Source organism: Oleiphilus sp. HI0125 (genome assembly GCF_001635355.1).
Map to the genome: position 1 here is coordinate 1 of NZ_LWGF01000014.1, position 6,888 is coordinate 6,888.

Below are 6,888 nucleotides of genomic sequence, written 5' to 3' on the forward strand. Positions count from 1 at the left end.
TACGGCCGACGCAGGCATTAAACAAGTATTTATTACAGATAGTGATTCTGAACAGAACCACAATGTTCACGACGCAGATGAACAATGTAGCTTTTCGGCAGGTGCCCTAGCCCATTTGGCGAGCAACTTGTCGCACACGCAATTCTCGCCTACTCAAGACTTCATCCGCTCAGGATCAATTAATGCGATTTCGCGTAAAACAAGTTTTCAACGCGCGCGCGCCCCTCCTATGACGCTCTCTTGAGCACAGTCATCAACAATTAGATTTAACTTCATTGCTAAGCCAGTGTCAGCCTGCTTATTTTTCTAAGCATGCGCGTGCATACATTGTGCTTGATGAAGACATCCTCTAGATTCAGACCTGTGCTCCACCTAAAGCCAATATTTATTCATTTTATTAGGACAAGAGCATCATGAAACTTTCACACTTTACTGCTATCTCAACATGCGCCCTTTTGGCTGCCTGCTCATCAGGCGGCTCTACTAACGTCAACGCCCTACAAGAACAAGATGTTTCCATCGCATTTGCAGCAGAAGCCAATAACGTATCAATTGATTGCGATACACAACTGACAGGCCTAGGCACAAACAATACCAATGCTGATATCAGAGAGTTTAGATTCTATGTGCATGACATCAGACTTACAGATGATCAGAGTAATGAGTATGCACTGGACTTAGAAGACAACTCTTGGAACCACGAGAACGTGGGCTTGCTCGATTTCATGAACAAAGATACGAGCTGTTCGGGCGCTACGAAAAATACAAACACTCAGGTTGAAGGAACCGTGAGCGCTCCAGCCAATGTCGCGTTCACTGGCATTACCTTTTCACTTGGCATTCCCTCTGAATTAAATCACGCAGATAGAGCAACGGCCGTAGCACCATTAGATCAGACGAGCATGCATTGGAATTGGCAAAATGGTTACAAGTTTGCGCGACTCGACGTAGCACCAGTCGGCGGAATCATTCGACCAAGCGACCTTGGCTTTTCAGCTTCTTCATGGAACTTTCATCTCGGGAGCACCAATTGTTCTGGAGATCCTCAACTCGGTGAAACCGTGACATGTGCGCGTCCGAATCGCCCTAAAATAGCCTTAACAAACTTCGATCCAAGCAGCCAACAAATCGTACTGAACTTCGACAACCTAGTGAGCAATTCAGATCTGACTCAAGATCTAGATGGAGCGCCAGGGTGCATGTCAGGCGCGACCGATCCAGAATGCGCATCAATATTTGAAGCACTCGGTCTAGATGTCGCGATCGGCTCAGAGCATAGCAGCGTCACACAAACCGTCTTTAGTGTTCGTTAATATGTTTCGGCTATTAGTCTGTAGAGAGGCGCTTAATAAGCGCCTCTTTTTCGCAATATTCATGCTTTCTCTGGCTGGATGTAGCAGTAGCTCAAGTGACTTTGTCGACACCTCACACAATGCAAGCCAAACAAGTTTTGAATGGAATCTGCCAGAGAGATATCCCCTACCTGTCGAGCCCATCGCGAATCAAATGAGCGAAGAAAAGTTCCAGTTAGGCCGCCATCTTTTTTACGATACGCGCCTCTCAGGCAATGGCACTCAAGCATGCGCGTCCTGCCATATCCAAGAACATGGTTTTAGTGATGGCATTGCATTGCCAACAGGTTCTACTGGAGAACTCTTAGCGCGTAACTCTCAGGGCTTAATGAACGTAGCTTATAACGCAACACAAACTTGGGCCAACTTAGCCTTAATTACCCTAGAAGAACAGGCCCTTGTGCCATTATTCGGTGAGAATCCGATTGAGCATGGCATTGATGACAGCAACAAAGAAGAAGTACTTGATAGAATCCGAAACGAGGCGCGTTACCAAAGTTTGTTTAACGATGCCTATCCCGAGCTCGGTGATCCTATCGCATTTAATACCATTCGCGATGCGATAGTGAGCTTTGTTCGAGGTATGGTGTCTTTCAACTCAGCGTTTGATCGCTTCGAACAAGGCGATGCCACTGCTCTAAGCGCTGCTGCACATCGAGGCAGACAATTGTTCTTTAGCGAAGAGCTTGAGTGTTTCCACTGCCACGGCGGCTATCATCTCAGCGACTCCACGATGGATCGAAGTATGAGCTTCGTGAATCGTCCCTTTCACAATACTGGATTATTCAACATTGGTGGTACGGGCGATTATCCGCACGACAACACAGGACTATTTGAAATCACAGCTGATCCGTCCGACATGGGAAAATTTCGCGCACCTTCTCTAAGAAATGTCGCTCTCACTGCCCCCTACTTACATGATGGTAGCGCGGCAACATTAGGAGAAGTCCTCGAAATCTATGCAGCCGGCGGACGTTTAATCACAACTGGTCCTCATGCTGGAGATGGAAGACTCAACCCTTTCAAAAGTAGTTTTGTGACGGGTTTTAACATGTCCGAGCAAGACAAAAATGATGTGATTGCCTTCCTCCAAAGCTTGACTGACAACAGCTTCGTAAGCGATCCACGCTTTAGCAACCCATGGAATTAACATGATAGACACTAAAAAACAGGCAATATGCATTACGCTATCGTGTGCGCTTAACGGGCTTTTGGCAATGAATGCCAATGCGCATGGTGACTTTCTCTACATGCCACAGGCAACGCTCACTTCAAGCATTTATGCTTCGTGGCAAACACAAGATCATATTCAGAACGATGACTGGAATATCCCGGGTATACTCCGCAATGAAGCCATGCACGCCAGTGAAGAAGGTTTGAGCCTCAACGACGCAACACTGGGTTTTGTTTGGGCTAATGAATCAGGTTTTTTCACAAACACAGAGCTTGGCGCTCATGAACATTCAAGCGATGTGGAAACTGAAATCGAACAAGCCTTCTTTGGTTATCATTGGACACATACTTCAGGACATATCAAATTAGAAGCAGGTAAAATGAAAGGCGCTTTTTCGCTACAAAATGGCCAGCATCCTAATGAACGGGCGTTCACTGAGCCAACACTTTCAGCTCTCACCGCATTGGAAGGCACATACTCTAATATCGGTCTCCGCGCACAATTCATGAACTGGCATGGAGCGCAGGGCTTAAGTACTTATGGCATTGAAATTTGGGATGGAGAGAATTACCCAGGAAGCGATCACAGCGATCAGCCTGCATTTGATCTGTTTGCACGTTACCAACATACCGTTGAACGACTACAAGCTACTGTTGGTATATGGGGTCTTTTCACAGATGTAAAACGTCGCAGAGATAACATTCCCGATGACCACGTTCACTCATCAGGCACAGTTCGAACACCGACTCTTTTTACAGGTAATGAGACCCTTTATGGCCTTGAAAGCATCATTAAATGGCAGCAGTCTTCGGAGCTTTCGTATCAACTAGAAATCTCCGCGTTACAGAGACACAGTGATGGAGAGTTATCTGATGCAACAAGAGTGTCGAGCCTTGATGCAAGTATGCGTGGTGGCAACATAAACGTATCGATTCAATATCAGAAACACAACTTGTCGATTGGCTATGAAGAATTATCAACCGATAACGGACTCAGCGGCCCTGGCGCTCCGATTCTCGGCGAGCAAGCTGGATTGCAACACGCGGATCATACGTCATCGAGAGCAAGCCTCTCTTATAGCTACTCAATACAAGAGGGCCTCATGCTTCGCGTTGAGTATATCGATGATCAAACGACACAAAATGCACAAGACTTTGCTCGATTAGCTTTATATTGGGGAGACCAGTACGCACTTTAAAAAGAAAAAAGCGCATGTTGATCATGCGCTTTTTGATACTTAAGCCGCCTTAGCCTTTAAATCATAATCCGGGTTATAGACAGACTCTTTCCATTCATCGACGAAATGAGAATCGTCCTGATCCCATGGATGAAAATCATCTCTAAAAAAGTCTTTCAAATGCGGTGCCATGCGGCGTGTCATGCCTTGTTTACCGTACATAAACTTCCAAAACCCTTTTACTTCAGACCAGCGTGGCATGCGCTTCGCCCACCACAGTAAACGCGCTTGGTATTTCATGAAGCGATATGGCAACAGAATCAAAGCAATACACATCGACTTTTTCAATAAGCGACGATCTCCAAAAATTTCCATATACAAATCAAACGCGACGCTTTTATGCTCAATCTCTTCCACTGCATGCCAATGCATCAATTGGTCGATGCTCTCTTCCATGCCAGCCCAGTGCTCTCTATGATTCAAATAGTCACAGGCAAACACTGCCGTTAAGTGTTCAACACACACAGTAAATGCCAAACGCTGTTTATCTGAGCGACGTTTGATCGACCATTCTAAGTCCTTCAAAAAGACCTTTTCTAAGCGCGGGACGTCATAGCCTTTGTCACGCAACTGTTCATTGAAGCGCTTATGTTGCAAGCTGTGATGTGCCTCTTGTCCAATAAACCCCTTAATTTTTTCTTTTAAATTGGGGTCTTTCGTATCATTACGATAAGGCCGCACAGACTTAATAAACTCCGCTTCTCCATCTGGAAAGGTCGCTGACATCGCAGCAATATAAGCACTTTTTAAACAATTATTATCAAAGAAGTCCCGCGTCGACATGTCTGCATATGGGAACTCCATATGACGAGGACGGACATCCAAAGGCGTCTTGTTGGAAGCGGTCGTATTTGTCATCACTTTCACCTTAAGCTGCGTAATCATTATCAGGCCATCTTTAACGACAACCTAAACCTGCGACTTTCCAACTATGGAACAGTCATTATTGCGTTAAAGCTATAGTGCGCTTTTGAAGCCTTTGACAATAGGTGATAAGGTTTCAAAAAAAAGTCATTTGAGCTCATTTCATATGTAGGGAATGTCGCATTGATATGAATAACAATAACGTCGGACTTACACTTGCATCGGGCGACTACTTGCCTGTTGTTCGCGATTTCGCATTGAGCCGAGGCATTCAACCTTCTGAACTTTTAGAAGGCAGCGAACTCAGTGCCGCAGATTTCATTCAGCCCCCCGAACTCGTCAGCAACTTTATCGTCAATCGCGTTGGGCAAAATCTCTACGCAAAACTGAAACAGCCCATTGCTGATGCCGTCTACTATGGTTTGCAGGTGCGCCCATCAAGCCACGGAGCTTTGGGTGTTGCAATTCAAACATCCGCATCCTTACGCGCGGGATTGTCTTTATTAACGAAGTACTACAACACTAGGCTTGCTGCGCAATACCCGAAAATCGTCATCGGAGAAGAACATGTATCTTTGACGCTAATTACTGATTTGAAAGGTATGGGGCATTCACCAGACGTACAACGTTTCTTTGATTTAAGTACGATGGTTAGCATGGCACAGAGTGTTCATCTCTCTCTTGGTGCTTCGTGCGCACTTGAGGGACAAGTCATTATTGAAATCGATGCACCTGAACCAGCTGGCTTTCCGCACCATGTTTTGGATTATTGCTGTTTCACGTTTAACGCAAAACAATGCGCGATGCACTTCCCTACCCAATGGTTAGACGCCCCATTTGAAAGTGCGAACACGGCGCTTTGTCAGGCCGCTTTAGCGCAATGCGAAGAGGAGCTAAGAAAAGTAAAACCGCAAGATTTGGTCGATCGCGTCCGGAATTTTCTCACTCTACAAGAAGGCGCCCTTCCCAGCATTGATGTGGTGGCAGAACGAAATTTTATGTCCGCGGCGACTCTAAAGAGAAAACTAGGCGAGCTTGATTACACCTATCAAGACTTAAAAAATGAAGTGAGACTTTTCACGGCAAAAGAAAAACTGTCTTCTAGCGAACTACCCATCGAGCTGATCGCTGATCAATTGGGCTTTAGCGATAACTCTAACTTCGCCAAGTTTTTTAAGAGACAAACAGGGCTAACGCCCAAGCAATACAGAACTACTGAACAAAAATAAAAGCACGCAAAAGCGTGCTTTTATTTACTTCCCTAAGCGCCTTTGCGCAGACCCTGGGCTAAATTATTTGCAGTCTCGCGCAAACGTGCGTTTGCCTGCTCAATGGTGTGCATGCTATTTACGCAGGTTTGAGCGCCATCTTGCGTTGCAGTAATGTCGCGCGCTAATTCATCTGACGCTGCACTTTGCTCAGTGGCCGCATTCGCTGCATCAGCGTTAATCAATTTCAACTCCTGTGTATTTAAGAACACGGACTGAAGCTGCTCTTTAGTCGCCACAAACTGCTCACTGACATTGTTTGTCTCAGTGCTGCTTTCGTCGATCATTTTCATCAAATGATCAGTTGTATCTTCTAGGCTAGCGACCATAGATTGAATCTCAACCGTCGCGTCTTGGGTTTTCACTGAAAGCGTTCGCACTTCATCTGCCACGACCGCAAAACCACGACCAGCCTCTCCCGCTCGGGCTGCTTCAATCGCAGCATTCAAAGCGAGAAGATTAGTTTGTTCAGAGATATCAGTAATCACCTTTAACACATTTTTCACACTTTGAGATGTTTCACGTAAGGCATGACTTGAATCTGAACAGTTTGACATACGCCCGCTTAGTCCATGCATCTTCGCAACTAACTGATCAATAGTAGTTTCCGTCTGTGACATGCTGTCTCCCAAACTTTGGGCTAAGGCATCGGCGCTTTGAGCACGTGCAGAAGCATCTTTAGCAATCTGTGCCATTTGAGTAATACCTGCGGAACTACGAATCAAACTATCATTTTGAAGCATCAATTCGCTCGTGCTTGACCGACACTGTTCATCAATATCTTCAACCTGAATAGTGAGCGTCTCAATCGCTTCATTCACAGAAGTAATCAGCGTAGAAAGATGACCGACAGTTGCATCTACCGATGAGCCGATTTGACCAAATTCATCCGAGCCACTAAATCCAATACGATCATCAGTATTGCCCGATAAAATATTTTTCATCACACCAATAATATGCTGCAGTAAAGGCATAACATTGTACATAACAGAA

General features: G+C 45.4%; 7 protein-coding genes. 5 read left to right on the top strand and 2 right to left on the bottom strand.

Annotated elements, in window-relative coordinates:
• From A3762_RS26765 to A3762_RS00555, 4 genes are all read left to right on the top strand, one after another.
• Window positions 1-244, top strand: a 244-nt coding sequence (locus tag A3762_RS26765) for a hypothetical protein (RefSeq protein WP_197468893.1), incomplete at its 5' end; no start/stop codon positions are given.
• Window positions 245-413: 169 nt separating this feature from the next.
• Window positions 414-1,313, top strand: a complete 900-nt coding sequence (locus A3762_RS00545) for an MbnP family copper-binding protein (protein WP_068753605.1) — start codon at window positions 414-416, stop codon at window positions 1,311-1,313.
• Between the two features lie 61 nt (window positions 1,314-1,374).
• Complete coding sequence (locus A3762_RS00550; protein WP_068753607.1) at window positions 1,375-2,502, top strand: methanobactin export MATE transporter MbnM; 1,128 nt, start codon at window positions 1,375-1,377, stop codon at window positions 2,500-2,502.
• Window position 2,503: 1 nt separating this feature from the next.
• Complete coding sequence (locus tag A3762_RS00555) at window positions 2,504-3,724, top strand: hypothetical protein (protein WP_068753609.1); 1,221 nt, start codon at window positions 2,504-2,506, stop codon at window positions 3,722-3,724.
• Window positions 3,725-3,763: 39 nt separating this feature from the next.
• Here the strand turns inward: A3762_RS00555 and A3762_RS00560 are convergent, their stop codons facing one another.
• Window positions 3,764-4,621: a metal-dependent hydrolase gene (locus tag A3762_RS00560; protein WP_068753612.1), complete on the bottom strand. Its 858-nt coding sequence runs from the start codon at window positions 4,619-4,621 to the stop codon at window positions 3,764-3,766.
• A gap of 194 nt (window positions 4,622-4,815) precedes the next feature.
• On the opposite strand from A3762_RS00560, the gene A3762_RS00565 reads away from it, so the two are divergent.
• On the top strand, window positions 4,816-5,856 hold the full coding sequence (locus A3762_RS00565) for an AraC family transcriptional regulator (protein WP_068478204.1): 1,041 nt from the start codon (window positions 4,816-4,818) through the stop codon (window positions 5,854-5,856).
• Between the two features lie 32 nt (window positions 5,857-5,888).
• Here A3762_RS00565 and A3762_RS00570 read toward each other — a convergent pair.
• Window positions 5,889-6,888 (bottom strand): methyl-accepting chemotaxis protein (locus tag A3762_RS00570; protein WP_197468894.1); only part of this gene is annotated, 1,000 nt, incomplete at its 5' end.

Excerpts from the sequence above, each read along its gene's own strand:
- A3762_RS00565 (WP_068478204.1), top strand. The coding sequence starts at position 4,816 with ATGAATAACAATAACGTCGGACTTACACTTGCATCGGGCGACTACTTG.
- A3762_RS00555 (WP_068753609.1), top strand. The coding sequence starts at position 2,504 with ATGATAGACACTAAAAAACAGGCAATATGCATTACGCTATCGTGTGCG.
- A3762_RS00545 (WP_068753605.1), top strand. The coding sequence starts at position 414 with ATGAAACTTTCACACTTTACTGCTATCTCAACATGCGCCCTTTTGGCT.
- A3762_RS00560 (WP_068753612.1), bottom strand. The coding sequence starts at position 4,621 with ATGACAAATACGACCGCTTCCAACAAGACGCCTTTGGATGTCCGTCCT.
- A3762_RS00550 (WP_068753607.1), top strand. The coding sequence starts at position 1,375 with ATGCTTTCTCTGGCTGGATGTAGCAGTAGCTCAAGTGACTTTGTCGAC.